This is a genomic window from Dictyobacter formicarum (assembly GCF_016587435.1).
Map to the genome: position 1 here is coordinate 26156 of NZ_BNJJ01000022.1, position 26363 is coordinate 52518.

General features: G+C 54.8%; 18 protein-coding genes. 8 read left to right on the plus strand and 10 right to left on the minus strand.

Annotated elements, in window-relative coordinates; genetic code table 11:
• Positions 1–31: 31 nt before the first annotated feature.
• The 5 genes from JMI88_RS30195 to JMI88_RS39725 all read right to left on the minus strand — a co-directional run bounded on the left by JMI88_RS30195 (position 32) and on the right by JMI88_RS39725 (position 4503).
• Entirely contained in the window at positions 32–1450 is a 1419-nt protein-coding gene (locus JMI88_RS30195) for a conjugal transfer protein TrbL family protein (RefSeq protein WP_201365778.1), read from the minus strand.
• Between the two features lie 668 nt (positions 1451–2118).
• Positions 2119–2388, minus strand: coding sequence for a hypothetical protein (locus JMI88_RS30200; RefSeq protein ID WP_201365779.1), 270 nt, complete (start codon positions 2386–2388; stop codon positions 2119–2121).
• An 826-nt stretch (positions 2389–3214) separates the two neighbouring features.
• A complete protein-coding gene (locus JMI88_RS39715; protein WP_236023122.1) occupies positions 3215–3616 on the minus strand; it encodes an IS110 family transposase in 402 nt (133 codons plus the stop codon).
• On the minus strand, positions 3576–4322 hold the full coding sequence (locus tag JMI88_RS39720) for an IS110 family RNA-guided transposase (RefSeq protein ID WP_236023123.1): 747 nt from the start codon (positions 4320–4322) through the stop codon (positions 3576–3578). The genes JMI88_RS39715 and JMI88_RS39720 overlap by 41 nt, the downstream gene beginning before the upstream one ends.
• Positions 4315–4503, minus strand: a complete 189-nt coding sequence (locus tag JMI88_RS39725; RefSeq protein WP_236023124.1) for a hypothetical protein — start codon at positions 4501–4503, stop codon at positions 4315–4317. The genes JMI88_RS39720 and JMI88_RS39725 overlap by 8 nt, the downstream gene beginning before the upstream one ends.
• A 424-nt stretch (positions 4504–4927) precedes the next feature.
• On the opposite strand from JMI88_RS39725, the gene JMI88_RS30210 reads away from it, so the two are divergent.
• The 8 genes from JMI88_RS30210 to JMI88_RS30240 all read left to right on the plus strand — a co-directional run bounded on the left by JMI88_RS30210 (position 4928) and on the right by JMI88_RS30240 (position 22514).
• Positions 4928–5290 carry an inorganic pyrophosphatase gene (locus JMI88_RS30210; protein WP_201365780.1) on the plus strand — a complete coding sequence of 121 codons (363 nt, stop codon included), beginning with the start codon at positions 4928–4930 and terminating at the stop codon, positions 5288–5290.
• A 489-nt stretch (positions 5291–5779) separates the two neighbouring features.
• Positions 5780–5956, plus strand: a complete 177-nt coding sequence (locus JMI88_RS30215; protein WP_201365781.1) for a hypothetical protein — start codon at positions 5780–5782, stop codon at positions 5954–5956.
• Positions 5946–8060 carry a recombinase family protein gene (locus JMI88_RS30220; RefSeq protein ID WP_201365782.1) on the plus strand — a complete coding sequence of 705 codons (2115 nt, stop codon included), beginning with the start codon at positions 5946–5948 and terminating at the stop codon, positions 8058–8060. The genes JMI88_RS30215 and JMI88_RS30220 overlap by 11 nt, the downstream gene beginning before the upstream one ends.
• 304 nt (positions 8061–8364) lie before the next feature.
• The gene (locus JMI88_RS39730; protein WP_236023125.1) at positions 8365–9156 is read left to right on the plus strand and encodes a hypothetical protein; all 792 of its coding nucleotides are present in this window, start codon (positions 8365–8367) and stop codon (positions 9154–9156) included.
• On the plus strand, positions 9060–9917 hold the full coding sequence (locus tag JMI88_RS39735) for a transposase (protein ID WP_236023128.1): 858 nt from the start codon (positions 9060–9062) through the stop codon (positions 9915–9917). The genes JMI88_RS39730 and JMI88_RS39735 overlap by 97 nt, the downstream gene beginning before the upstream one ends.
• Before the next feature lie 575 nt (positions 9918–10492).
• Positions 10493–15688: a DEAD/DEAH box helicase gene (locus JMI88_RS30230; protein WP_201365783.1), complete on the plus strand. Its 5196-nt coding sequence runs from the start codon at positions 10493–10495 to the stop codon at positions 15686–15688.
• Positions 15685–18528, plus strand: a complete 2844-nt coding sequence (locus JMI88_RS30235; RefSeq protein ID WP_236023126.1) for a DUF8741 domain-containing protein — start codon at positions 15685–15687, stop codon at positions 18526–18528. Before JMI88_RS30230 ends, JMI88_RS30235 begins: the two co-directional genes overlap by 4 nt.
• 23 nt (positions 18529–18551) lie before the next feature.
• On the plus strand, positions 18552–22514 hold the full coding sequence (locus JMI88_RS30240) for an Eco57I restriction-modification methylase domain-containing protein (protein WP_201365785.1): 3963 nt from the start codon (positions 18552–18554) through the stop codon (positions 22512–22514).
• A gap of 47 nt (positions 22515–22561) precedes the next feature.
• Here the strand turns inward: JMI88_RS30240 and JMI88_RS30245 are convergent, their stop codons facing one another.
• From JMI88_RS30245 to JMI88_RS30265, 5 genes are all read right to left on the minus strand, one after another.
• Positions 22562–22774 carry a hypothetical protein gene (locus tag JMI88_RS30245; protein WP_201365786.1) on the minus strand — a complete coding sequence of 71 codons (213 nt, stop codon included), beginning with the start codon at positions 22772–22774 and terminating at the stop codon, positions 22562–22564.
• Positions 22775–23027: 253 nt separating this feature from the next.
• On the minus strand, positions 23028–23375 hold the full coding sequence (locus JMI88_RS30250; protein ID WP_201365787.1) for a hypothetical protein: 348 nt from the start codon (positions 23373–23375) through the stop codon (positions 23028–23030).
• 361 nt (positions 23376–23736) lie between these two features.
• Positions 23737–23961: a hypothetical protein gene (locus tag JMI88_RS30255; RefSeq protein ID WP_201365788.1), complete on the minus strand. Its 225-nt coding sequence runs from the start codon at positions 23959–23961 to the stop codon at positions 23737–23739.
• Entirely contained in the window at positions 23958–24203 is a 246-nt protein-coding gene (locus JMI88_RS30260; protein WP_201365789.1) for a hypothetical protein, read from the minus strand. The genes JMI88_RS30255 and JMI88_RS30260 overlap by 4 nt, the downstream gene beginning before the upstream one ends.
• Positions 24204–24338: 135 nt before the next feature.
• The gene (locus JMI88_RS30265) at positions 24339–26108 is read right to left on the minus strand and encodes an ABC transporter ATP-binding protein (protein WP_201365790.1); all 1770 of its coding nucleotides are present in this window, start codon (positions 26106–26108) and stop codon (positions 24339–24341) included.
• Positions 26109–26363 lie beyond the last annotated feature (255 nt).

Below are 26363 nucleotides of genomic sequence, written 5' to 3' on the forward strand. Positions count from 1 at the left end.
GACTGCCACCACCTGGCGCTCAACACCTCCATCAAGCCGCGGCTAATGCCGCCATCTCCGCAGCCGTTTTGACGACAACGATTATTTGTTTGCCCAGATCGTTGCCTGCATTGGCACGTAGCGCACTCGATAGCAACCAATCGGGAATCTTGTAGGCCAGCGTGGTCGTCGCAATACCCACCAGAAGAATGATGGGACTGGATTGGGCGTCAATAATGCTGATATAGAAATGACCCCAACTGGCAATCAGCACCGCTCCCACACCGATACACGAGATTTGCAAAAACTGGACAACGAGAGCAGATATAAAAATCTGACCCCACAGTTGCCCCCACTTGCGTGTCTGTGGCAGGCACAAACAAAGAAACCCAAAGGGGGCCATCGTCAATTCGAAACACAACAGGGCAATCCGCAAGAGCATTTGTAACACCAACAACAGCGAACAAATTAACTCAATGAGATACACCACCACTTCATACTCGGGGAGAGAAGCAATGTTGACAATTGCGAGGGGAAGGGTCATACTCCCATGTCCAGCATGCGCAAGTTCTCCCAGCAGACCTGCACAGAGCGCATTCATCAGTTCAACAAATTGTCCCAGGACCGGCAAGCAAAAATTGGCCGCCACCAGGGCCAGCACGAATCTGGGGGCCAGCTGCCGAAAATCCGAGTACTCTCCGAAAAGATAGTTGTATCCCCCAATGATCAAATAAAAGCCGATGCCCGCATTTACCGCCGTGACACTCCATCCCACCAGATTGATAATTGCCGGATTACCATATGTCAGTTGCGCGGGCGTGTTCAGAAAAAAGTTGTAGGTGTTGGCCCAATCCAGAATGCCTTTAAGAAAAGCACAGGCACCCTGCAAAAAGCCGTTGACAATGGTGGAAACAATATCTTGCCCTGTCGATGCAAAAGAAAAACCGGGGGTGGCGTCGGACGCTGCCTTTTGGAGCAGCGTATACAACGCCACATAGGACCCCGCACATAAACGATCCTTGCCAGGATCATACGTGGCATCACCTGGGAGCGTGATCTGTTTTTGCGCCGGTGTTGGCAATTGCTTCAGTTGCTCGCTGCTCAGCGTTCGTTTCTCGCCAGGCAACAATTTCGCGATCACGGCTTGGGGATGACCACAGGTGGGCACAACATTCGCCATATTGGCCATCACCCCTGTACTGCTCCCGTAGCCCTGCATGCTGGAAGCATTGGAGGACTGAAGAGCCTCAGAAGGGGACATAGAAGAGAAGGAAATAACCGCCGCGAAAAGAAACAGTCCCACAATACAGGCTCCCACGCGAATGCGGCGGTGGAGCGTCTTGACCTGGCGCTCCACGTGATACACGATGGACGACAGACCATCGAACGTCCTCGTATTCGGCAGTTCGCGAGACACGATCTCCCGATGAACACGCCCGGCGGCATAGCGTGGGAAGTGAGGAAGAGGCATGCCATAGACTCCTTTCTATGTTCGTGTTAACGCAACCTCCATCGCAATCAATGGAAACAGTACCAGCATACCGGGCGCCGGCGCAGAAAAGGGGGAGAGCGAAGAAACCTTGAGGAGAAGCGGTCACAAGAGGGTTTGTAATCCCCAATGCGGGAACAAAAAACCCTCTAATCACCAGTGATCAGAGGGAAAAGGAACAGGAGGGGTTATGCGTGTGCCTTGGGTCGTGGATGCTCCTGCTACAGGTGATCGGCGTACACATAAAAGCCACGCGGAGGATAACAGAAGACGCAGGCATCTGCATCCACCCCCACATCTCTGAGCCAGGAGCTGGCAATGTGGCCTGGCGCTATGTAAGCTTTTTTAACCATTGTACGTAAACGTATCGTAAGCATTGTCCGCAAGCCAGTTGATCTATATACTGGTAGTGCATAATCCCAGCCCAATGCTTACGTAAAACGTTCTGCTCTGGTACACACTGGTAGCGCATAGCTGAATGGGCTTCTCAAGGCGTAAAACGTTACGTTTGCGTAATGGCGGTTACTGATCTGTAGCGCCAGGCCTGCTCAGGGAAAAGAAAGCATCTCCCTCGTAAGCTCATCCTTCGCCAAGAGTGTGAAGGAGCCGTTTAATGTTTGTATTTACCCACGCGATGCGCACCAATGTGTCTACTTGTCAAATGCCTTGAAAGGGCGAGCCGCAGGCTCATCAAGTATCCTTGCGAGCTTGAGGCTTGGGAGAGGTTGCTGAAATGCCCGTTCCAGCCAGGAGCGTGGAACAAGCGATCCCGAGAGCAGCGATCCTTGACTGGGGTGGGAAAACTGGCAGAGCGAGAGCGAGCGGGAGATGGTAACGCTCTTCAAGTAGAGTAGGGGCCGGTCGCCCATTACTGGGTCGCCCGTACCCCCCTCTCCGAACCAGTACGTGCCGCTTCTCACGGCATACGGCTCTCCACTTCGCCTGAGTACTTGCTTCTGAGTTATCGGGACAGCATCAGCACATCCCACTTTCCTCTTCGGTGTTCTTCAGGCTCTGCTAGCTCACTTCCCCCCAGACAGAGTTGGTTTCGCCTGTGTTACCACAGCTTATCCCTCTTGCCGGTACTGCTCTATGCAGTCAGCACAAGCCATTACAGCTGTACATTGGGTAATATTGAGCTTCCGTCATCATGCAGGTGTAACCCTGTTTAGATGATCCCGCATTTTCAGCAGAGTGAGTTTAGACGTGCTCCAGGCGTCCCGTTCGTCCTGTATTGCCCTCGTAGAAAGGGTCTGCCAACATCGATGGATAAGGTCGCATCTACATTCTACGACCCTAGATGTTGGACCCAACGTTTGTAGTCACCTTCCGTTGGGGTCGCGGGTGAAGACCAGCAGGACTGGGATTGACGCAGTCTAGCATTCGCCATACACGTCTTGCACTAACCACCCAGAGGATTGGTGACTTCCTCTTACATGGCTGTCCTCGCATGCTATGGTCGCCCTCCTCTTTCGAGGGTTGGGGTAAGCGAGGAGTGCATAGAACCATCCATCAGTTCTAATACCTTTTTGGTACGCTCACTTTCTGCCGCTGATGCGGCGCACTGTAGTGCCCCGCTCGCTCTCGGCACTTAGCGCCCGCCCACCCCAGTCAAGGGCGGGATCGCCCACGCGACAGGCTGACAGAAATGCCATGGTGTTGCTGGTTGACCACTCTCAGGGCCAAAAACAGCACAAACTGACCACCTGTCAAGGCGAGGAGAACTGTCGGTTTCCCCAAGTCGTCTCACCTTGACGGAAAAGAAGCTGCAAGATGAACCGCCCTGCTCATCCTCGCTGTTGGGTCGCTCGAAGCTGCTTCTGCCGCGCAGAGAGTCGAGCTTGTCGAGCCGTGGTAGGTGACCTGCTCAACCTCTTCACTCAAACCAAGCTGATCAAGATAGTTGTACAAGAGCAGGAGCCGGTCGCGTCTCTTGCCCGGAGTGGTTCTTGTATGACTAATCCAGTTCAGCAATTTGCGGGTGACGGTCTCGACTTGCGCATGGCAATCCGCTTCCTGCTGGCTGAGGACATGCCAGATGGTCACGAGCAATTTTCGAGCCACAGCAACAATCGCCTTCTGTTTGCCAATGCGTGCGGCCAGCCGCTCAAACTGGGCTGATCCTTTGGGGATGATGCTCGACGGCAACCCAGGCCGCCTCAACCATCACTCCACGCAGATCACTGCGCCCCTCCTTGGTGATGCGCCCCCCTCGATTAGTTTCTCCCGACTGGTGGACACTGGCTCCTAAACCAGCATACCCTACGAGATGCTTGGCCGAGGGAAAACGGGTGATCTCCCCAATGGCGGCCAGCAGACGCATGGCAGAGAGAACCCCTAGCCCAGGCAACTGGACCAGAAACGGAACCTGTTTGACCCACGGGTCGCAGGTGGAAAGCCGGCCGAGTTCTGCTTCGCTCTCCTGAATCAGCGCTTTCAGCGTTTGGTACAAGCTCAGATCCTGTTGGACCCGGAGTTTCTCGGCCAGCGGCAGATCCAACGTCAACCACCACTCCCGTTGGTGGACCGCAAACGGTTCGCCTGGGGGTGGATCGACATTGTGCCGGTGCAACACGCTGTGCAAACGATTCGCGGCCTGCGTGCGTTGCTGGACCAGTCGGTTGCGGTGCGTCACCAGGGCACGCAGCTCGCGCACTTCTTGCGGTGGCACCCACACGGCAGGAATGAGATTGGCGGAAAGCCTACTGGCCAGTTTAATCGTATCACGCGAATCCGTCTTCACGCGTGCAGCGGCAATCAGCTTGACCGCTTGCGGATGAGCGACGACCACTTCTGCCACCAGCGGTTGTAATTGATCGTACAGCAGCCACGCATTGCTTGTCGCCTCAAGCACCACCACATCTGCGTGGGTTAAATGGACTTGAGCCCACGAGGGCTATAGCCGCAAAGCCAAAACGCCGAGGGGAGAGGACAACCTGTTGTTGGCTACCTACCGCGCCCACCATGAGGTATTGACGATGGACATCCAAAGCCACGAAACGCGTGGCTGGCGAAGGTGTGAGTTCTGTGAGCATCTCTTGATCCTCCTCTCTCCACACTACGCAAACAATCCGGGTGGATGGGGCGCGTCATTTGGGCTTGTAGGAAATCACTCACCAATACGAGCTTGACCACGCGAGTCATCTCAGTTCAGGTATTCGGGCGGGCGACCAAACAACGAGACGGGCTCAATGTCCCATGCGCATGCGACGGTCAGCCCCAACACCACGCACCACAGCGGCATCCCCGCCAGTGAACACTGGTAGGGTAGCACGCGGCGCACCCCATGACAACATCCTAACAACGAGCCGAGAATAAGCTGAGAGAAAAGCCAGATAGTCGCTCCATTCTGCGCTCAATAGCTACTCATGCTCCCACGTTGGTGATAAACTGGTTGTATACTCATGCAGAGGTAAGTACCCTTGCATCATTTCCACGAAGTATTTCAGGAGTATTTGTATGTCATCAACAGCATTCTGGGAGGCCCTTGACGCGCTCGCCTTAGCCTGCGAGGTGGTTATTGATCGTCCACGCGGTACTGCGCACCCCCGCTATCCTGATTTCACGTATCCTCTCGACTATGGATATCTGCAAGGCACGCTTTCCAATGATGGGTCTGGGATCGATATCTGGAGGGGGACCATACCGGAGAAACAGCTCACGGCCATCATCGTCAATGTCGATCTCCAGAAACGAGATTCCGAGATCAAACTGCTGATCGGCTGTACGGCTGAAGAACAGCAAATCATCTTGCGCGTCCACGATCAGTCTTCCTGGGGAGGAGCACAATCCGCGCTCTTGATTCCGCGCGAACCTCGTTGAGTCCCCGCTGGCTCTGCGCAGAAAAGATCAGCAGTAGCGAACTCTCTCAAAATATGTCTCCTTGAAGAGAATGAATACAACCGTTCTCAACAAGGAGGTACATATGACAAGTATCGCCGATAGCTCGGTGAAGATCCAGACAACTTCAGAGTCCAACCCCTCAACCCCGTCGTGGTTCGGCGAATCGAACCCAACAAGAAACCCCACTTTTAGACAGGGTCTGTGGTGAGGTTACGATAACTGATCCCACTCATGCCCTCTATGGTCAAACCCTCCCGCAGCTTCCTGTGCGGATCAATCGCCGCCCGCCCCATGTAATGGTGCTGCTGCCAAGCGGGCGGCGGCACATGGTGCCACGCGCTGCCACGAATCTTGAACGCCCAGCAGAGGCTGTCTCGCCTCCTTCTCCCTTGCCTTCCATCTCGGTCCGGACTATTCTTCCTCTAGCACGCTTGGTGCAACAACTCAAGCAGGCCAAGGAGGAAAGCCATGCCGAGCAAACACTGTCAACCAATCATCCAACCGCGTCCTGTGTCCGCGGATCCCACGACGATCTTCCAACGGCTTCCCCAGAGCCACCAGCAGCAACTCGCCCATCTGATCGCCGACCTCATTCGACGCCTGCGCATAGCCGCACAAGAGAGGGAGGGCAACCATGAACGCTGAGTCGTTGTCTCTCATGCCGACTACCGAACAGCGGGCCAAGATGGCCTATGTCTACATTCGCCAATCCTCCCTTATGCAGGTGACGCGTCATGGAGAGAGTACTGATTTACAGTACTCATTAGTCCAGCGCGCGGTGGCTCTGGGGTGGCCTCGTGAGCGCGTGGAGATCATTGATGAGGATCTGGGCAAATCTGGGGCGCACGCTGAGGCGCGTGGTGGCTTTCAACGGCTCCTCGCCGAGATTAGCCTGGCACGCGTGGGCCTGGTCCTCAGCTTTGACGCCTCCCGCCTGGCGCGCAACAATCGCGATTGGTATCAACTCCTCGAGGTCTGCTCGATCTTTGGCACATTAATCGCCGACGGTGAACGACTCTACGATCCACGGCTCTACCACGACCGATTACTGTTAGGCTTGTCCGGCATGATGAGCGAGGCTGAACTCCACCAGCTCAAACAGCGGATGCAGGCTGGAGCACGACACAAAGCCGAACGGGGAGAACTGCGCCAGGGGCTGCCTGTAGGGTTAGCTCGCGGACCTATTGGAGAAGTAATCTTGAATCCGGATGAAGAAGTGCAGGCGCGCATTCGACTGGTCATTGAGAAGTTCCGCGAAATCCGCTCAGCCAGCGGCGTGATGCGGTATCTGCGGACTGCGCACTTGCCGCTGCCAGCTTGCCCCAGAGTCGGCCCGGCTCCCTATGAGGTCGTCTGGCAACCAGCACGCACCTCAGCCATCCTCGATATTCTCCACAACCCGGCCTATGCAGGGGCCTATGTCTATGGACGTAAGCAGTTTGACCCGGCACGTCGCACCCCAGCCCATCCAAGTGGAGGGCGGATTCTCCAGCCCATTGACAAGTGGGAGATTTGTTTACACAATAGATATCCAGCGTATATTTCGTGGGAAGAGTTTGTGGCGAATCAGACACAACTCCGTGCGAATAGCCTGAAGTATCGAGAGGAGCAACCTGGCATGGCACGCACAGGCCAAGCGTTACTGCAAGGGATCGTGCGCTGTGGGCGGTGTGGAGCCTTGTTCCACCTCCATTACGCTGGTCGGCAGGGTGAATGGCCCGAGTATCGGTGCAGTGCTGATCAGAGTCAGTTCGGAGGAACAGACTGCCAACGCGTGCGCGCGCTGGCTCTAGATAGGCAGATCGAAGAGCGCTTCCTGGAGGCACTCCGGCCTGATCAAGTGACGCTTGCCCTTGCCGCCTTGGCGCAATTAGAACAAGAGGAGCAAGCTGAAAGTAAGCAGTGGGAACTCCGTCTGGAGCGCGCACGCTACCAGGCCAAGCGGGCCGAGCGGCAATACCAGGCCGTAGAACCAGAAAATCGGTTAGTGGCTCGCTCACTGGAGAAACAATGGGAAGAGCAGCTTCGTGCGGTGGAAACCGCGGAAAAAGAATGCCATGCCTGGAAGTTGAGTCGCTTTGGAACCCTTACACAGGAAGATCGAGAGACCATTGTCGCTCTGGGCAGCGATTTACCCGAACTCTGGCGAGCGTCTACGACGACCAATGCGGAGCGCAAACAGATGCTACGCCTGGTGATTCGAGAGGTCATTGTGGATAGCAAGCGGGTTGGCGGCCAGGTTTGGGTCCAAATCAATTGGCAAACGGGAGCCCAGGAACAGTTCTGGTACCAACGCCGAGTGAGCAGCTACGCCGTGTTTGCGCAAACGCAGGTACTCGAGCAGCGGGTGCGGGAACTCAACGCAGCAGGGCTAATGGATGCGCAGATTGCTGTGACATTGGAGGCTGAGGGATATCAGACCCCTGGGCTTGTTCACCCGATTACGAGCAAGATCGTCTGCCACTTACGTCATCAGTGGCAGATCCCCACGGTCAAGCTCAACAAAAATCAGCACAACCTGGCTCAATGGGAAGATGGCTCTTACTCGGTCGAAGGTGCTGCAGCAAAGCTGGATGTGGGCCAGGACACGATTTTCAATTGGCTGAAAACAGGCAGACTCAAAGGCGAACACCTGGCCAGAAGCATGCCCTGGAAAATTTATATGACGGAAGATGATGAAAGACGACTTCACGAATGGCTGCGATGTCAAGGCCGACGTACCAGACGATCAAAAAGGGAGGCATTATGACGTATTCGAGGAAGTCGTGGTCATCAGCAGCTATCTTCACAAGCACGGTGTCCTGGTCAAGATCACTGAGCAGGTACGCTTTGCGCGGAAGCGTTTTGGGCGCTATGAAATGATCGATTTTCTCACGGTCCTCTTCGGCTACGCGATCAGTGGAGAACGCACGTTGGAAGAGTTCTACCAGCGGCTCCAGCCATTTGCCGCCCCGTTCATGGCGTTGTTTGAGCGTGATCGGTTACCTTCCCGCTCGGCCCTTTCGCGCTTTTTGGCGGTGCTCACCGAAGCCCCCGTCGAAGCATTGCGCACATTGTTTCTGGAGGATCTGCTCGCCCGTCCGCTTTCGCCTGACAAGCAAACGGGAGGGCTGGTGGATCGAACCGGTCGGAACTGGATGGTGTTTGATATCGACGGGACGCGAGAAGCCGCCCGCCAACGCGCGCTTCCTCAGACGGACGATCTGCCCCCTGCGTTTCGTCGATTCGATGACGTCTGCGCCCCTGGCTACCGGGGCCGCAAGCGCGGGGAGACGGTCAGGACACGCACAACGGTTTCGCAGGCACACAGTTATCAGTGGCCCGGCAGTTTTGGCAACCAGGGGAACGGGCGGTATCGGGAGGAACTGCGCAAGGGGATCTCCGCCATTGGTCGGTATCTGGCGGCCCACCACCTTTCGCAAGAACGCACGCTGATCAGGCTTGACGGGCAATATGGCAATGGGGCGGTGCTCTCCGATGTGGCTGGCTTTGCGTTTGTCACACGCGGGAAAGACTATCGCCTGCTCGATCACCCGCTGCTTCAGGCACGCTTGCACTTGCCCCCGATCAGGTGCAACAACGTCCCGAGAGTCAGATGGAGCGCAGCCTCTACGATTGCCCCGCAATCCCGGTGGGGCCTGAGGGAACGCTCTATCGCGTGGTCGTGGCCACGCATTCCGCCGGAAAGAAAAAGAGTCCGATTGGAGTCACCCGAAAAGGCGTGGTCTACGAACTGTTCTTCACAAACCTGCCCCAACAGGCGTTTACTGCCCGCGATGTCGTTGAGTTGTACCTGCATCGTGGCGCTTTTGAGTCTGCCCTTTCCGATGAAGACCAGGAGATAGATCCCGACAGATGGTGCAGTTATTCAGCCTGGGGACAGGAGTGCTGGCAAGTGATCTCGCAGTGGCTCTGGAACCTGAGACTCGAACTGGGCCATCAGCTCAAGCCAGAGCCACTGTGCACGACCGAGTTTGCTCCTGCCATCCCAGAGCAGAGCAAACAAACTGTCATGCCCCCAACCGAATCCGCTCCTGCCTCTGGATATGGTCCACCCACGACAGCCACCTCCTGGAAAACGGGTCGCTTCACAGGAGCGGACTTTCCTCTCCAGCCTGATGGGACGCTGCGTTGTCCAGCAGGGGCTACACTCACCCTCCAGGAGAGGCGTCGAGAAGCTGATGGGAGTCTGCGTGTGGTGTATGCGGCCAGCATTCGCAGTTGCCGTCCGTGTCCGTTACGCGAGCAGTGCCAATGGAATGGCACTGCTACAGCGAAGCCGCGGCAGGTAAGTGTCCTCCTGCATCCACTCGTTGTTGGGGAGGGACCGCTGCTCTGGCTGGATTGGAGTCGCAGAGTACATCGGAGGGCATGCATGCAACTCCTTCGCCACCAACACATGGAGACACGCCTGTCGCCTCCTGCCGCCGCTTCGCCACTCAGAGCGTCCGTCATTCTGTCCCGCGCACAACGCGCGCGGTATCGTCTAGGCTTTCAAGAGCGGCTGGCTCGCAATGCTCGTGCCTCCACCGCTGGACACGTGACGATTACGTTGTTCGGCATCCCAACAGCCTTTGCCGCCTCGCTCGGGTTGGCGGCGGCCTGACTCTCTCCTGGCAGCCGATGGCGTCCTTCTGCTCGGACAAGCTGGCTTCTCCGAGGGGAGTCTCATGCCCTCTTTTCTCGTCTGGTGCTCACTTCTTCTGCTCCGCTGCCTGGTTTGCTCTCCCTCTTACCAGGTTAGCCAGATCTTCCGGACACCCCGTCCGCTTCTGCACTACTTTCGCCTCTCCCTCAACGATTAGCTCTTCAGCAAGCTCGTTGCGCATCGCGTGGGATTTACAGACACACTCACCCTAGAAAGCGTCCAAACACCATCATAAAACCACACGTTGCACGCTCGTAATTGCACTTTTTACATATTTTTTCGCTCTATATAGAAGAGATAAATTCTTTAATAGCTCCCAGTTCTTATAAAGATACAAGTATACTAAAAAGTTTCTCTAATAGCCGTACACTTCTATTGACAAGAAAGCTGTTTCAGCCCTACAATAATCACTACATTTGTAAATATATATGCCTACTAAAAAATATGTAATATAGCTCATGTGTATATGTATACCCGACCTTCATCTCATTGACGAGTAGGATGCTTGTGCCCTCAGGGCTATGGAGACCCGTATGAATACTATTTTCAATTTTCGTAACCAACTTATCGATGACTACTCCTCGTATATCAAAAGTTTCATTCAAATTCGCGATTCAGATATACGCGACTTTGTCCAGAGAAAGCTACAGGAAGGGGTGCTCTGGCCAGAGCCGTTGATTCAACTCAATCCGCTCTTCACGAGTGGGGCATCGATTGATGAACTGGTAACCCAGGGCATCCTCCACCAGGAATGCGCACGCATCTTCCGTAAAGATAAAGCAGCAAGTAATGGGAAGGGGTATCCATTCCGTTTGCATCGCCACCAGTCTGAAGCTATTACGGTGGCGCACAGTAATGCCAGCTATGTGCTGACAACTGGCACAGGATCAGGGAAGAGCCTGGGATACATCATCCCAATTGTCAATCATGTGCTACGCCGCGGGAGTGGCCGGGGCGTCCAGGCTATTGTGGTGTACCCGATGAACGCACTCGCAAACAGTCAGCAGAAAGAACTGGAAAAGTTCCTGAAGCTGGGATATGGCGATACGCGCGAACCGGTCACCTTTGCACGCTACACCGGGCAGGAATCTGATGAGGAGCGGCAGCACATTATCGAGAATCCACCAGATATTTTGTTGACAAACTATGTCATGCTGGAACTGATTCTCACGAGATCGGTCGAGCGAAAGTTGCTCGCCACGAAAACGCTGCAATTCCTAGTGTTGGACGAATTACATACCTATCGTGGTCGGCAGGGAGCGGATGTTGCCCTGCTGGTACGCCGCGTGCGCGATCGACTGGCATCCGGTGTGCTGCAATGCGTTGGCACTTCGGCGACCCTGGCGGGAGCCGGCACCTATGCGGAGCAACAAGCAGACGTTGCCAGAATGGCCACCCAGATCTTTGGCACACCAGTGTCTCCCGCACATATTATTGGTGAAACGTTACAGCCCGCAACGAGCCGGGTCAAAGATCATGAGCAGTTTCGCCTCCAATTGACCGAACGTGTGCTCAATCGCGAGTATCAGCCACCCCATGAGCATCACAGCTTTGTGCAAGATCCATTATCGGCCTGGATTGAAAGCACCTTTGGCGTCACTGAACGTGATGGGCGTGTCGTCCGGACCACTCCGAGAAGTATCACCGGAGAAAGAGGAGCCGCCCTTGAGCTGAGTCATCTTACTGGTGCCTCGCTGCAGCGCTGTATTGAGGCCATTCAACAAGGGTTACTGGCGGGATATGCATGTGAGCCAGATCCTGAGACGGGACGCCCACCCTTTGCGTTCCGCCTCCATCAGTTCATCAGTAAAGGCGATACCCTCTATGCTTCGCTTGATCAGGATCGCTACTTGACGTTGCAACGTCAGCAGTATGTCCCGGGAGATCGGGAACGTGTTCTGCTGCCACTGGTCTTTTGTCGAGAATGCGGGCAGGAGTACTACTGTGTACGGCTGATGGATGGGAAGTTTATTCCGCGCATACTCAATGATCAAGTAGATGATGAAGGCACCGCCGGTTTTGTCTACTATAGTCAGGATACTCCATGGCCTGATGATGAGGAAGCTCTGATTGAGCGAATCCCAGACGATTGGACTGAGGAATTGAAGGGCAGAAATCGTGTGCGCAGCAGCCGGAGGAAGAGTTTGCCACTGGCTGTCAGGGTGCGTGCAGATGGCAAAGCGTACGAGAACAGCGGTCTGCCCCTAGTAGAAGAGGATGAGTATGTAGCCTGCCACTTTGTCCAGGCCCCGTTCCGCTTCTGCCTACATTGTGGCGTCTCTTATGGCTCGCGCCAGAATAATGACTTCGCGAAACTGGCCTCCTTGAGCTCAGAGGGGCGTAGTACCGCCACAACGGTCTTGAGTCTCTCAGCCATCCGGCGCTTGCGGGAAGCGCCCAAGCAGTTTATGCCTCCCAAAATGTTGAGCTTCACCGACAATCGACAGGATGCCTCGCTCCAGGCCGGTCATTTCAATGATTTTATTGAGGTCGGTGTGCTGCGGTCTGCTCTCTATAAAGCAGCACTACAAGCAGGCGCAGAAGGGTTACAGCATGATGAGCTTACCCAGCACGTCTTCACTGCCCTGGCGCTGCCACTCGATCAGTATGCCAGTGATCCCGCTGTCAAGTTCCTGGCGTTGCAAGAAACCAATAAGGCGTTTCGGAATGTGCTTGGCTATCGTCTGTACCGTGATCTCAAGCGCGGCTGGCGTATTACATCGCCCAATCTAGAACAGTGCGGCCTGCTCAAGATCAATTACCTCTCGCTCGACGAGGTCTGCCGCGAAGAGACGGTCTGGACCCAATGCCATCCTGCACTCACGGGCGCGACGCCCGCCACAAGGGAAAAAGTTGGCAAGGTGCTCCTCGACTATATGCGACGTGAACTGACCATCAAGGTCGATTACCTGGACGCAGATGTTCAGGAGCGGCTCCAGCAGCAGAGTAATCAACGCCTGACTGCGCCCTGGGCATTGGATGAAAATGAAACCAAAGTCCATGCGGCGATCCTATTTCCCAGAAGCAGTAAACCCAACGATTATGGTGGCAACGTCTACCTATCAGCTCGTGGTGGCTTTGGACAATATCTCCGGCGCAAAACAACCTTTACGGAGTATGGCAATACATTACGCCTGGACGATACCGATACAATCATTCAGGATTTGCTGGAAGGGCTCCGACAGGCAGGCCTTGTCGAGCGCGTGATGGAGCCACGGGGAAAAGATGAGGTGCCCGGCTATCAGCTGGTAGCTTCGGCGATGACCTGGGTCGCCGGCGATGGCACACAGGCATTCCATGATCCAATCCGTATTCCTCGGCAATCGAGCAAAGGACATGGGACCAATCCTTTCTTTGTGGAGTTCTACCGCGCCACTGCCAGTAACCTCCATGATCTGAAAGCGTACGAGCATACAGCGCAGGTGCCCTATGATCTGCGCGTCGAACGCGAGGAAGATTTCCGCCACGATAAAATACACATCCTCTATTGCTCACCAACGATGGAGCTCGGCGTCGATATTGCGGAACTCAACCTGGTCAATATGCGCAATGTGCCGCCAACCCCTGCAAACTACGCACAGCGCAGTGGCCGCGCCGGGCGCAGTGGGCAGCCAGCCCTGGTCTTCACCTACTGCTCAAGCGGCAGTCCTCATGACCAGTATTTCTTTAAGCGCCCAGAGCATATGGTGGCGGGAGCCGTGACACCACCGCGCCTCGATCTGACCAATGAAGATCTGGTGAAGGCCCACATCCACGCTATCTGGCTAGCGGAAACAGGACTGAGCCTGGGACGCTCACTCAAAGATATCCTGGAGGTTTCCGGCGACGAACCAACGCTTGAACTCCTCGGTTCGGTACGCGACAGCATCCAAGACACCACCGCGAAGAAGCGCACCAGAATACGAGCACTCCATGTCCTTGAGGAGCTGGCAGGCGAACTGCAAACGGCGAACTGGTACAACCAGATGGTAGGGATAGAAGTCTGGCTGGAGAAAGTGTTGGACCAGGCCGTCTCCAACTTCGACGCGACCTGTGGGCGCTGGCGCGAGCTGTACCGGGCCGCACAATCGCAGGCGAAAACGCAGAGCTTGATTACGCGGGATGCATCACGAAGCCTGGCCGATAAAGAGCAGGCCAGACGCTTACGGTCAGAGGCCGAAGCACAACTCAGTCTCTTGACCGATGTGACCAGCCTGGAACAGTCAGACTTTTACAGCTATCGCTACTTCGCCAGCGAGGGTTTCCTGCCGGGTTACAATTTCCCGCGCCTCCCTCTGTCGGCGTATATTCCAGGCAGACGTGTCAAGCAGCAGGCGCGCGACGAGTATCTCACCCGCCCGCGTTTCCTGGCGATCTCGGAGTTTGGGCCACGTGCCATCGTCTATCATGAGGGCTCGCGCTATCTGATCAACCGGGTCATTCTTTCCGTTGATCAAAGTGAAGATCTGACCATGAGCGGCGCGAAGCAATGTGAGGTCTGTGGCTATTACCACCCGCTCCACGATGGTATAGGACCGGATATCTGCGAGCATTGTGGAGCGCAGCTCCCGTTGCCTCTCCGTCAGCTGTTCCGCCTGCAAAACGTGGCAACACTGCGCCGAGATAAGATTAACTCGGATGAAGAGGAACGGATGCGCCTGGGCTACGAGATACAAACGGCGCTGCGCTTCGCCGACTCCGAGGATGGCCCCTCGTATCGCCTGGGTATGGTGGTGGACGATCACGCAGAACAGCCACTCGCGAAACTGACCTATGGGCATACCGCGACGCTCTACCGTATCAATCTGGGCTGGATGCGGCGCAAGGACAAATCTCAATATGGCTTCTTGCTGGATATGGAGCGTGGCTACTGGGCACGCAATGAGCAGATAGCCGATGACGTGGAGGATCCCCTCTCAGCTCGTACGTCGCGCGTCATTCCCTTCGTACAAGATCAGCGCAATTGCCTCCTGTTTGAGTCAGACACGCAGCAGAGCATGGTCGTGATGGCCTCGCTTCAGGCCATTCTGAAAAGCGCCATCCAGGTGCGCTACCAGTTAGAGGATAATGAACTGGCTGCGGAACCGTTGCCAGACAAGGGCCAACGCCGCCAGATCCTGTTCTATGAAGCTGCCGAAGGTGGCGCGGGCGTGCTCAAACGCCTGCTGGACGATCGCAATGCACTCCGCGAGATCGCCAAAGAGGCCCTGCATCTCTGCCACTTTGATCCAGAGACCGGGGAAGACCTGCAGCACGCGCCGGGCGCGCAGGAGATGTGTGAGGCCGCGTGCTATGACTGCTTACTCACCTACTACAACCAGCGCGACCATCAATGGCTGGATCGGAAGGCGATCCGCGATTATCTCCTGCACCTGGCACAGTCGCACGTTGAGGCCGGACCAACCACGAAGCCGCGCAAGGAACAGCTCCAACACCTGGAAAAACTGTCCGATTCTGAGCTTGAAAATCAATGGCTGCAGTACCTTGAAACGCATGGCTACCGCCTGCCTTCCAGGGCACAACCGTTGATTGAAGCGTGCAGCACACGACCGGACTTCCTCTATGAAGAGCAGCAGGCCGCGATTTATATCGACGGCCCCTATCACGACTACCCGGAGCGCCAGGCACGCGATACCGCTGTGACTGAATGCCTGGAAGATCTGGGCTATTTCGTGATCCGCTTCGGGCACAACGACAACTGGGCGGAAACTCTTGCTCAGTATCCACATATATTCGGGAGGCACGCGTGAAATATCCTATTGGGACCCTGGTAAAGGCAAGGGGAAGGGAATGGGTGGTACAGCCAGAATCAGATGGACAGCTGCTGGTGCTGCGTCCACTGGGCGGGAGTGATGACGAGGTCACGGGCATCTATCTGCCCATCGAGCAATCACATGTGACGTCTGCCTCGTTCCCACCACCTGATCCTGAACAGTTGGGTGACTATCGCTCCTGTCGGCTCCTGCGTGATGCGGTACGCCTCGGCTTTCGCTCCAGTGCCGGACCCTTCCGTTCGTTCGCCCGTATTGCCGTTGAGCCGCGCCCATACCAGCTAGTGCCACTGCTCATGGCACTCAAACTCGACCCGGTGCGCCTGCTCATCGCGGACGACGTTGGTATCGGCAAAACGGTCGAGGCCTGCTTGATTGCGCGTGAACTGCTGGATCGCGGTGAGATCAGGCGCCTAGCCGTCCTCTGTCCTCCCCACCTCGCGGAGCAGTGGCAGTCCGAACTGCGCGAAAAATTTCATATCGAGGCGGAGCTCGTCCTGGCAGGCACCGCACCCCGGCTTGAGCGCACCTGTCGTGTAGGACAATCGATCTTTGAGCGCTATCCCTTTGTAATCATCTCCACTGATTTTATCAAGGCGGACAGTCGCCGCGACGAATTTTTGCGCACCTGCCCTGAATTCGTCATCGTCGATGAGGCGCATACCTGCACCGACGTCGGAGAGGGACGTGGTGGGCGTCATCAACGCTATCACCTGGTTTCCAGTATCGCGGCGGATAAAAACCGGCACCTGGCGCTGGTCACGGCAACCCCGCATAGTGGCAATGAAGGTGCCTTCCGCTCGCTCCTGACCTTGCTGAATAACGACTTTGCCTCTCTGCCCCAGGATTTGACGGGCCGTGAGCACGAGCAGGAGCGCCGTCGGCTGGCCGCACATTTTGTCCAACGGCGGCGTGGTGATATTCAAAGCTATCTCCATACCGATACGCCATTCCCGGACCGCTTAGAAAGCGAGCAGAGCTACAAACTGACCCCGGAATATAAACGCCTGATCGAGAAAGTCGTACGCTATGCGCGCGAGACCATCATTGATCCCGAAGATAGCAACCGGCATCGCCAGCGAGTACGCTGGTGGTCGGCCCTGGCGCTGCTACGCTCGCTCTCATCCAGTCCCGCTGCCGCAGCAGCAACCCTGCGCAGTCGCGCCGCCGCAGCCAATACCGAGACGGTGGAAGAGGCGAATACCATTGGCCGCCATACGGTGCTCGACCTCGTCGACACTGAGACGGTGGAAGCGGTCGACCTGGTACCAGGCAGCGACTTTGAAACCGACGCAGCAGAGGAGACAAAGAACCGGCGTCGTCTGCGTGAGATGGCCCACGAGGCAGAGGTTCTGAAGGGTGCGAAAGATGAGAAGCTACAGCAGGCCATCAAACTGGTTGGCTCCCTCATCAAGGAGGGATTTCAGCCAATCCTATTCTGTCGCTTCATTCCCACGGCTGAATACGTCGGGCAAGAACTGCGCACCCACCTGCCCAAGTCTGTTTCGGTCGAGGTGGTCACAGGGCTACAACCGCCGGTCGAGCGCGAGCAGCGTATTCTCCAACTGGCCTCGGCGCAGCACCATGTGCTGGTCTGTACCGACTGTCTGAGTGAAGGCATTAATCTGCAAGAGCATTTCAATGCTGTTATTCACTACGACCTCTCCTGGAATCCAACACGCCATGAGCAGCGTGAAGGTCGCGTTGACCGCTATGGCCAACCATCGAAACAGATCCGAGTCGTGACGTATTATGGGCGCGATAATTCTATCGACGGCATCGTGCTCGATGTCCTGATTCACAAGCACCGCACGATTCGGAGCTCGCTTGGTATCTCGGTGCCCGTACCAGCCAATAGTGACCAGGTCATTGAGGCCATCTTTGAAGGTTTGATTCTGCGTGGTCATGGCGGGAGTATCGAGAGCACCCAGATGACGCTGCCGGGACTGGAAGATCCACGCCAGAATCTCTTTGTGCAATGGGATTCCGCGACTGAGCGCGAGAAACGTTCGCGCACCATGTTCGCGCAAGAGACGATCAAGGTGGATGAGGTCGCGGCGGAACTGGAGGCGGCCCGCTCCGCCATTGGCTCAAAAATGGATGTCGAGACCTTTACCCACGATGCACTGATAGCGTATGGCGCAACCATCTCGCCGGTCAAAAAAGAGACGGTCCAGATCAATCTCAAAGGGGTACCACGAGCGTTAAAGGATGTTCTCAAACGGCACGAAGATACCCCGTTCACCGGGCGCTTCGAGCTCCCGATACGCGAGGATGAGGTGTATCTCAGCCGCACACATCCGATTGTTGAAGGGCTGGCGACCTATGTCATGGATACCGCGCTGGACGCACGGGTTGAAAGCATCGCACGGCGCTGCGGCGTCATTCGCACCAGCCGGGTCGCGAAGCGCACAACGCTCCTACTGATCCGCATGCGTTTCCATATCGTGCGTGAGCAAGGACCGGAAACCTCTACGCAGTTGGCTGAAGACTGCCGGGTGCTAGCCTTTACCGGTTCACCAACAAATGCGGAATGGATCGATGACCAGGCATACATTGATCAATTGCTTGAGGCCCCATCAGAGGCGAATGTGTATCCCGAACAGGCCAAACACTTCCTGCAACAATTGCTCGGCAATATCGACCAGTTGCAGCCACACTTACACCAGGTCGCGCAAGAGCAGAGCCAGGAATTGCTACGCGCCCATCAACGCGTACGCCAGGCAGCACGCGTACGCGGAGTGCGCTATACCGTGCAGCCGGTCGAGCCACAGCCAATCGATGTCTTGGGCATGTATATGTATCTACCAAAAGCATAAGGTTATAGATAGGAAGACCAGGGATGGCAGCATATCAACGACGTCAGCACACACTCTTTTCCACCGTCCACACCGAAGGTGCGAACCTGCCCATGGACATGCTCCAACGGGTTGCCCAGAATGATCCACCATTGGAGGGTCTCTCTCCGGACGCTTATCACCTTTCTGCCGAGAAGCTCAACGAGGCGATTAACCGTTCGTGGAACAAGGTGGTGAGTAGCTGGCTCACCTTCAAAACGGCGCAAAGCAGGCTCCCCGCGACCGATAGCGGCACCACCATCACCAGGGAGCGCTGGCTTCACCACCTCTTCAATGAGTTAGGCTATGGTCGTTTGCTGGCGACAAAACCCATGGAGGTCAATGGCAAGAGCTATGCGATCTCCCATAGCTGGCAACATACCCCGATTCACCTGGTAAGTTATAAGATTGATCTCGATCATATGACCCGGAGCGCCGCCGGAACAGTACGCAGCAGCCCACATAGTCTGCTACAAGAACTGTTGAATCGTTCCGATGACCACCTGTGGGGTATCGTCTCGAACGGCCTCAAGCTGCGCATCTTGCGCGATAACGTGAGCATCACACGCCAGGCATATATTGAATTTGATCTGCAGGCAATGATGGATGGCGAGGTGTATGCAGACTTTGTGCTGCTGTGGTTGCTCTGCCACGAATCACGCGTCGAGGCCGAACGCCCCGAAGAGTGCTGGTTAGAGAAATGGTCGCGCATGGCGCAGGAACAGGGCACACGCGCCCTAGAACAATTGCGCAGTAGTGTTAAACAGGCGATTGAGGACCTGGGCAGTGGTTTTCTGGCCCATAGCGATAATGGTATCCTGCGCGAAAAGCTGCGTAGCGGCAAGCTTGAGGCACAGGACTACTATCGCCAGATCTTGCGGCTCGTCTATCGCCTGATCGTGCTTTTCGTGGCTGAGGATCGCGCTATCCTCTTTGATCCACAGTCAGCGCAGGCGGCTCAAGAAATCTATACCCGCTTCTACTCGACCACCCACCTGCGCTACATGGCCGAGCAGCACATCGGCACCCGCCACGCGGACCTCTTCCAGGGTCTCCGCCTAGTGATGGAGAAACTGGGCACAAAAGGGGGATGTCCCGAACTGGGTCTACCGGCCTTGAACGGCTTCCTCTTCTCGTCCTCAGCCATCGAGGATCTTGAGGGCTGCGAAATCGCCAACCATGCCCTGCTGGCGGCGATCCGCTCACTGGCCTACACAACCAGCAACAATACACGACGCGTGGTGGATTACAAAAATCTCGGCTCGGAAGAACTGGGGAGCGTCTACGAATCGCTCCTCGAACTGCATCCGGTCCTGCGCATCGAAAACGCTCAGTTCAAACTGGCCACCGCCAGTGGTAACGACCGCAAAACAACGGGCAGCTACTACACTCCTACCAGTCTGATTAACAGCCTGCTCGATAGCGCCCTGGAGCCCGTGCTCAGTGAGGCTCTGGCACAACGTGATCCCGAGAAGGCCATTCTCAACCTCAAAGTCTGCGATCCCGCCTGTGGAAGTGGACACTTCCTGGTCGCAGCAGCCCATCGCATCGCCAAGCGCCTTGCCGCTGTGCGGACTGGCGAAGAGGAACCCGCACCCGAACAGCGCCGCAGCGCCCTGCGTGATGTCATCGGCCATTGTATTTATGGCGTGGATATCAACCCCATGTCGGTCGAACTGTGTAAAGTCAGTCTGTGGATGGAATCCATTGAGCCCGGCAAGCCGCTTTCCTTCCTGGACGCACATATCCAGTGTGGCAATAGCCTGCTCGGAGCTACGCCTGCCCTGCTCAACGGCGGCATTCCCGACAGTGCGTTTGAACCCATTGAGGGGGACGACAAAAAGATTTGCAGCGAATACAAGAAAATGAACCGGCAGATGCGAGCCGGTCAGCGTAGCCTCTGGGATGCAGACTTGCAGCCCTGGGACCGTCTGGGCGACCTCGTGGCAGGCATGATGCAACTGGAAGAGATGAGCGAAGATACCGTCGATGAGGTGCATCGTAAGCAGCAGCATTATGATCAACTCATACGTTCGAGTGCCTATGAGTTCGGCAAACTATGGGCTGATGCATGGTGTGCAGCATTTGCCTGGAAGAAGACCAAGGACTTCGTCCCTCTGATCACCGAAGAAAGCTTCCGCAACCTGGAAAAGAGTCCCTACCGACTCGCGGGCTGGGTCAAAGACGAGATCAAACGTCTGGCGCAGCAATACCAGTTCTTCCACTGGCATCTCGCTTTCCCCGACGTTTTCCGCGTCCCAACGCAGGGGGAAGCTCCAGAGAACATGCAAACAGGATGGTCCGGTGGCTTCGACGTTGTGCTGGGAAATCCGCCGTGGGAACGCATCAAAATTCAAGAGAAAGAGTGGTTCGCCGCACGTCGACCAGATATTGCCAACGCGTCGAATGCAGCCCAACGAAAAAAAATGATTAAGAATCTTCAAACAGAAGATCCTGAGCTCTATACTGCATTTATGGAAGATCAAAGAAAGGCTACAGGAGAAAGCCATATCGTACGCGACAGTGGGCATTATCCGCTTTGTGGAAGAGGTGATGTCAACACCTACACAATTTTCGCCGAAAATATGTACCGGCTAATTGGACCGAGTGGCAGAGCCGGCTGTATTGTGCCTTCGGGAATTGCGACGGATGATACGACGAAATATTTTTTTCAGGATATTTCTCGGACTAGAAGTTTAGTTTCGTTGACTGGATTTATTAACGAAGAACAATTATTTCCCGCAGTTCTTCATAATTTTAAGTTTTGCCTTTTGGTGTTGGCTGGTTTCGCTGCACCATCGGAACACCCAGACTTTGTTTTTAACTGTTATAACATCGAGCAGGCAAAAGAGTCGGAAAGGCATTTTTCGCTAGATGTCAGTGAAATTAATCTTTTGAACCCGAACACGGGAACCTGCCCGGTCTTCTTCTGGAAAAGAAGTGCAGAGATCACTAAAGAAATCTATCGGCGCATACCAATTCTCGATAGGGAAGGAACGACTAATAGTTGGGGCATTTCATTTTTGAGAATGTTTGATATGGCAAATGATAGCCACCTGTTCCAAACAGAGCCCTTTGAGGGATCAGTTGCCTTGTATGAAGCTAAGATGCTGCATCAATACAACCATCGCTACGCCTCTTATGAGCATCTCAAGGCAGGTGAAAGAAGCCATATGTTGCCCCCCGTCGAGGATGATAGATTAGCCGACCCCAATTATACTGTGGCACCTTGTTATTATGTGCCGAAGCAGGAGGTAGATACACGACTAAACAACTACACCTCTCATCAGTGGCTTCTTGGCTATCGCGAAATTACAATTGCAGGAGCGACAAGAACTACAATATATTCTGTCTTGCCTAGAGTAGGTACCAATCACAAGATTCCACTCATTCTTCTTCAAGGAGATGCGAACTTATTGACGCCAGCTTTCCTTGCCTGCATGAATAGCTTCGTTTTTGACTTCTGTGCTAGGCAGAAGCTTGGTGGATCATCATTTAATTTCTTTATCAAGCGTCAATTACCAGTCATCTCCCCGGTCCAATTAAGAGAACTATGCGCATGGGATAGGTCTCATCATTATAGCTCATGGATAGAGTCACGGGTCATTGAACTTGTCTACACAGCCTGGGATGTGCAACCCTTTGCAGTCGACTTTGGCTATAATTGCCCTCCATTCAAATGGGATAAGGAGCGGAGGTTCTTGCTCCGCTGCGAGCTTGATGCTGCTTATTTTCACCTGTATGGCATTGCTCGTGAAGATATAAACTACATTATGGATACCTTTCGCCTTGTGAAAGAACGAGACGAGAAGCAATACGGAGAATATCGCACCAAGCGCGTCATCCTGGAGATCTACGACGAGATGCGGCGGGCAATGGAAACAGGTATAGAGTACGCGACACGACTGGTGCCGGGGCCAGCTGATCTGGCGGTAGCACACGAGGGAAAGATAGGTATTGATGCGTAGAGCTAGATGGTAATGGCCCTCGAGTATTAACGGACCGGATTACCACGCTAAGCGCTTAGCGTAGTAATCCGGTCCGTTAATACTCGAGGGCCATTATCGATCGTTGGTCGTTGGGACTGTTGTTGTTGCGGCGACGACGCTGGAGATGCGCTATTTTGCTGCTGTTGGCTATCCATCATCTGATTGTCATCATCAATGGTCACTTCACTCTGGGGATTGGTTTCATCCTCGTCGTAATAATCGTAGAAGTCACCAGGCATAAGCATGTTCCTTCTTCGGACTGATGTGTTTTTATGGGTACCATACCGGCTCGTCCACTCTCTTCGCAATTTCCAGCAAGAGAAAAAGGAGGAAGAGAGAGACGAGACGAGACAAAGATAAAGGAGCGAAGCAGGTCTGGAGGTCCTGGGTGGGTGGAGTGGAGGAGGAGGGATGGGGATCATATCACCAGGCATAAAAAACAGGAAGTGGAGATAACTCACACTTCCTGTTGGTTGGATGTACCGGGATACGCTAGTGGTAGTAGTGGTCTTTCACCCAGTTCCGGTCCCGTTCATATTCTTCGAACAATTGTTTGTCGGCGGCACGACGATCGGCGTCAGTGTACTCATACAGATCAGGCGGCTCATAAGATGGTGTAACCAGCATGGTATCTCCCCCCCTGGCATAGATCACTCGTTGGCGCATCTCGATAATGTCCGGGTCCCACAGGTCCCCGAACATCGACACTTTATAGGCGGCATCCCATTCCAACGCCTCGTAATCGCCGTTGACCGGGTAGGGGTGGCGCTGCTGCGCGATGGCTTTGGGGTCCACCGGTGATGGGGTCTCATTGCTGTGAGAAAATTGGCTGGCAGTCATGAGAAACCTCTTTCTTTCCTTCCATATACTTTCAGTCTATCGGAGGAAAGAAAACAGCCCGAAGGCGAGCGTTTTTGTATGGGAACGCTCAAACCCCACTGGTTTCCCAGGTAATGTGGGCCTCGCTCAGTTATCCGAAGGTTTAACGTACAACGCACTGGCTTAACCCTTGTAGACCTGTTTAACGTTGCACCGTAGAGCAAGGAGCTGGCAACCACGCGCTCCTTGGTACCTAGTTTCTTCAGTAACATTTACCCGGTTGTCCGGGTGAGCTGGTCAGGTAAGCTTGTGAAGAAGACAGGCAGAAACCACCCCATCTCTACAAGCCCGTCCTGTTTAGTGGACAGGGTTCCTGACAGCGTTAACGTTCCTTTCTCTCCGCATTGTCTAATGCTTCAAGAATATCACGTTGCAGCCGGGATGACAAGATGCCTGTTGTGGAGATGGGCGTCAGCTGCCGGGTGCGCCTGGTCATCGCGACCCGGTAGCAATCAAGACTCAAGAGGACCAGCATAAAGAGGGCCAGGCCAGCAATGTAGGTGAGGGCCACGGCCTTGAGAACGGTCAGGATCTGATCAAGCGTCATGCGGCCGGTGCCTGCTCTACACTGACATTGACCAGGAGTGACTCGGCATTACGGCCAGCCTCTAAAAACGAGATCAGAGTATTTAGGTCCTGGTAGCCAGGATTACTCTCGGCCGCCGGTGTGACATTGCCCGTGGCAATATACTCAATGCGGGCTTCGTCATTTTTGGTATAGTAGCGTGCCACATCTTGCTGGGCCTGGTGGTAAATGCCCGACCAGGTGAGCAGGTTTGGCCCTCCCACGTAAGCACTTGCCCTCCAATGTGAGCACTGGTACCAATTTACTTGAGCAAACCGCTTCACATCTGGGGTAACAGCAAAGAATAGTGTAAATAACAATGAGATCTACACGTTTTGACAGAAGAGATTTGGCATGTCTTAGCGCGATTTCAATTGCTCATCGTAGAATTGGAAATAGAGACCACCTTGCTGGAGGAGTTCAGCATGCGTTCCGCGTTCGACGATGCGTCCAGCGTTCATTACCAAGATCTGGTCGGCGGAGAGAATCGTCGAGAGGCGGTGAGCAATCGCCAGAGTTGTGCGCCCCATCTGGAGTTCCGCCAGAGCTGCTTGAATCAGGCGCTCGGAGCGCGTATCGAGGGCGCTAGTCGCCTCATCCAGAATCAGGATGCGCGGATTTTTGAGCAAGACACGGGCAATTGCTACGCGCTGCTTCTCACCGCCTGAGAGAACGTAGCCGCGTGGGCCCACCACTGTCTCGTAGCCGTTGGGCAGTTGCAGAATGCGTTCGTGGATCTGAGCGGCCTGCGCGGCGGCAATCACCTCCTCGTCAGCAGCGTCGGGTTGTCCGTAGGCGATATTCTCGCGGATCGTCGCGTTAAACAGGTATGTTTCCTGTGTCACCATACCGATATGCTGGAGCAGGCTCTCCTGCGTCACGGAGCGCACATCATGACCATCGATCTCTACTGCGCCTTGCTCCACATCGTAGAACCTGGGCAACAAGTAGGCCGCTGTGGTCTTGCCTGCGCCGCTCGGACCAACCAGGGCGACGAGTTGTCCTGGTTGAACTGCGAAATCTACATCAATCAGCGTTGGTCGCTCCGGTTGATAACGGAAACTCACATGATGGAAGCGAACATGACCGGTGACATGCTCAAGCGCCCTGGCATCGGAACGGTCTGCGATCTCGATTGGGAGATCAAGATACGCAAAAAGGCGCTCGAAGAGGGCGAGCGCTGATTGGATGTCGAGAGGAATACCGAGCAATTGGCGCAATGTAGGAAAGAACTGGTTTTGCAGAGCGATAAAGGCGACCAGTGAACCAAGGCTGAGGCGACCACCAATAACCTGAAGTCCTCCAGCATAGTAGACCAGGGCCGGAGCAATGTTGAAAAAGATGTGGAAGCTCAAGAGGAACCAGCGCCCGATCATCGTCTGGCGGACCTGTACGGCCACAAGTCTTTCACTTGTAGCTCTCAAATGTGTCGTCTCGGCTCGTTGCCTGCCGAAACTCTTCACAAGAAGTGTGCCGCTGACATTGAGCGTCTCCTCAAGCACAGACAAAACATCGGCCAACGTCTGCTGCGTCTCTTTGCTTGCGCCTCGCACGACCTTACCAACGTGCAGGGCCAGAGAGACAAAGATCGGTGTCAGGCCGAGGGAAAGGAGAGTCAGTGGCACATTTAAACTCAACATCACAACCAGCGTCGTAAGCATCGCGATGGAGTTGGAGAGCGTCTCGCTCATAGCATTGCTGAGCACATCACTCACTCCGTTGACATCGTTGGTCAGGCGCGAGATGATCTCACCGGTGCGCTCTGTCGTGTAGAAGCGCAGGGCAACGGCTTGAAGACGAGCATACAGACCAATGCGCAAGTCGTGCATGACATACTGAGCCAGTGTTACTTTCAAGTAATCCAGAGCAATGCTGACTAGGCCAGTAAACATCGGCAGGGAGATCAGCGCAAGCACCAGCCAAGCCAGCAGAGCAAGATCTTTGCGCGGCAAAGCCTGGTCAATGATCATTTTCGTGACTTCGGGGACAACAGCAGTGCCAAGGGTGGAATTCATCAGGATCATGACAATGACCAGAAGCACACGCCACCAGTATGGACGAAAGGCCTGGATAATACGAATGAAGTTCCCGGTTGCAGGAAGTCCGTTTGATGGGATGGTACGCAGCACGAGTTTCCTCCTTAAAGCATACAGACAAACAGAGAGTGCCACACCGTCCAAGCCCGTAATATTATAAAAAACTTGTAACACATCTATTGGAAGGGTAAAAAGCACACGATGATGCTACATTGAGCGTATGAGCGGAAAATATCGTTTGGGGGTTGGAACTTGGGTGGCGAGGCATCTATTATACACCCAAAACCGGGATTTCCTGGTTTTGGCAGAGGAGATTTTTCGAAGATATTCAAAAATTCCTTTTAGAAG

Bases quoted from the DNA above. Each gene is read 5' to 3' on its own strand.
- JMI88_RS30215 (WP_201365781.1), top strand. From the start codon at position 5,780: ATGCCGAGCAAACACTGTCAACCAATCATCCAACCGCGTCCTGTGTCC.
- JMI88_RS39725 (WP_236023124.1), bottom strand. From the start codon at position 4,503: ATGCTCACAGAACTCACACCTTCGCCAGCCACGCGTTTCGTGGCTTTG.
- JMI88_RS30250 (WP_201365787.1), bottom strand. From the start codon at position 23,375: ATGACTGCCAGCCAATTTTCTCACAGCAATGAGACCCCATCACCGGTG.
- JMI88_RS30220 (WP_201365782.1), top strand. From the start codon at position 5,946: ATGAACGCTGAGTCGTTGTCTCTCATGCCGACTACCGAACAGCGGGCC.
- JMI88_RS30245 (WP_201365786.1), bottom strand. From the start codon at position 22,774: ATGCCTGGTGACTTCTACGATTATTACGACGAGGATGAAACCAATCCC.
- JMI88_RS30210 (WP_201365780.1), top strand. From the start codon at position 4,928: ATGTCATCAACAGCATTCTGGGAGGCCCTTGACGCGCTCGCCTTAGCC.
- JMI88_RS30195 (WP_201365778.1), bottom strand. From the start codon at position 1,450: ATGCCTCTTCCTCACTTCCCACGCTATGCCGCCGGGCGTGTTCATCGG.
- JMI88_RS30240 (WP_201365785.1), top strand. From the start codon at position 18,552: ATGGCAGCATATCAACGACGTCAGCACACACTCTTTTCCACCGTCCAC.
- JMI88_RS30255 (WP_201365788.1), bottom strand. From the start codon at position 23,961: ATGACGCTTGATCAGATCCTGACCGTTCTCAAGGCCGTGGCCCTCACC.
- JMI88_RS30230 (WP_201365783.1), top strand. From the start codon at position 10,493: ATGAATACTATTTTCAATTTTCGTAACCAACTTATCGATGACTACTCC.